Raw genomic sequence first — 2,102 nt, 5'->3', positions numbered from 1 at the left:
GGCAAGACCCTCCTGACCGTGGAACACGACATGGGCGTGGTGTTCGGCCTGGCCGACAAGATAGCGGTGGTGGTCTACGGCGAGGTCCTCGCCTTCGATGTGCCCGATGCGGTGCGCGCCAACCAGCGTGTGCAGGAGGCCTACCTGGGCTCTTCCGTGGCCGACTCACAGGCGGGGGGGCATTGACCATGCTGAAAATCGAAAATCTCCACGCCTACTACGGCAAAAGCCATGTGCTGCATGGTGTGCACTTCGACGTCAACGCCGGTGAAATCGTGGCGCTGCTGGGTCGCAACGGTTCGGGCCGCTCGACCACGGCCAAGGCCATCATGGGCATGGTGGACTGCCAGGGCTCGGTGCTCTGGAAAGGCCAGCAGACGCTGGGCAAAAAAGCCTATGAGATCGCGCACCTCGGGCTAGGCTACGTGCCCGAGAACCGCGACATTTTCTCCAAGCTCACGGTGCACCAGAACCTGCTGCTCGGCCAGAAAGGGTCGGGCAAAGGCAGCCGCTGGTCGTTCGACGACATGTACCGGATGTTCCCGCGCCTGAAGGAGCGCCAGCACACCGAAGCCGGCGTACTGTCGGGCGGCGAACAGCAAATGCTGACGCTGTGCCGCACCCTGATGGGCGACCCGGACCTGATCATCATCGACGAGCCGACCGAAGGGCTGGCGCCAAAAATTGTCGAACTGGTGGGGCAATACCTTCAAACACTGAAGGCCAAGGGCGTCTCGGTGTTGCTGATCGAGCAAAAGCTGACCATTGCCATGGCGATTTCTGACCGGGTGCTGGTCATGGGCCATGGCAGCATTGTGTTTCAGGGCACGCCTGACAGCCTGCGCGCCGACACCTACATCCGCAAAGAGTGGCTGGAGGTCTGACACCTGGCTTTGTCACGACTGGGACAAAGCCGGGTACCGTCAGGGTTGCAGTGCAACATAAGCTCTCTATAATAAAAAAAGAACGGTCGTACTATTTTTGGTGACCTGACCCGTTTGAACAATCCTGCTGCGATCAGGCAAACGGCCGGGGAAAACGCAACAAAGGAAAGCAAATGACAGCGAAATACGAAGTGCGCGGCAGCGTCGCGGTGATCACCCTGGAGAACCCACCGGTCAATGGCCTGGGTCATTCGACACGTTTGGGCATCGCGGATGGACTGCAGAAAGCCAATGCAGACGCTGCCGTCAAATCGATTGTGCTGACCGGAGCCGGCAAGGCCTTTTCCGGCGGCGCGGACATCAAGGAGTTCGGTACCTCCAAAGCCCTGGCCGAACCCAATCTGCTGAGTGTCATCCTGGCGATTGAAAACTCATCCAGGCCCGTGGTTGCCGCGATTCATTCGGTCTGCATGGGGGGCGGACTGGAACTGGCGCTCGGCTGTCATTACCGCATCGCGGCGCCGGGCTGCAGCGTTGCGCTGCCGGAGGTCAAGCTCGGCCTGCTGCCTGGCGCGGGCGGCACCCAGCGCCTGCCGCGCGCGCTGGGCGTTGAGCCGGCGCTGAACATGATCGTGAGCGGTGAACCCGTCAAGAGTGAGTTGCTGGCCCAGATTCCTGGCCAGAAACTGTTCGACAGAATGGCCCAGTCACCCGAATCGCTGGCGCAAGAGGCGCTTGCCTTTGCCGAGTCGATTGCCGATACGCGCCCGCTGCCGCTGGTGCGCAACCTGCCTTGCAAGCACCCCAACGGCGAGGCTTTCTTCCAGTTCGCGCGCAACATGGTCAAGGGCATGGCCAAGAACTTCCCCGCGCCGCTCAAATGCGTGGACGCCGTGCAAGCCGCGACCCAACGGAAATTTGAAGACGGTTTGCAGTTCGAGCGTGAGCTCTTCACCAACCTGATGTGGACGCCGGAAAGCCGCGCGCTGCGCCATATTTTCATGGCCGAGCGTGCTGCCTCCAAGATTCCGGACGTACCCGGAGACACCCCGAAGCGCGAGATCAAATCGATCGCCGTGATTGGCGCTGGCACCATGGGGGGCGGCATTTCCATGAACTTCCTCAACGCCGGCATTCCGGTCAAGATGCTGGAAATGAAGCAGGAGGCGCTAGACCGCGGCGTCGCCACGATTCGCAAAAACTACGAAGCGCAGGTCA

The 2,102-nt window shown here is 61.1% G+C and carries 2 protein-coding genes and 1 pseudogene; all 3 read left to right on the top strand.

Annotated elements, in window-relative coordinates; genetic code table 11:
* Positions 1-186: pseudogene (locus Q8K05_RS11915) on the top strand (ABC transporter ATP-binding protein); the annotation flags it as partial.
* 2 nt (positions 187-188) lie between these two features.
* Positions 189-884, top strand: coding sequence for an ABC transporter ATP-binding protein (locus tag Q8K05_RS11910; protein ID WP_305246815.1), 696 nt, complete (start codon positions 189-191; stop codon positions 882-884).
* Between the two features lie 173 nt (positions 885-1,057).
* Positions 1,058-2,102 (top strand): enoyl-CoA hydratase-related protein (locus Q8K05_RS11905; RefSeq protein ID WP_305246814.1); only part of this gene is annotated, 1,045 nt, incomplete at its 3' end.

This window comes from Polaromonas sp. (assembly GCF_030682935.1).
In the GTDB taxonomy this organism is placed as follows: Bacteria; Pseudomonadota; Gammaproteobacteria; order Burkholderiales; family Burkholderiaceae_C; genus Polaromonas.
Note: the sequence above shows the minus strand (reverse complement) of the source record. Positions and strands in the feature narration are given on the sequence as shown.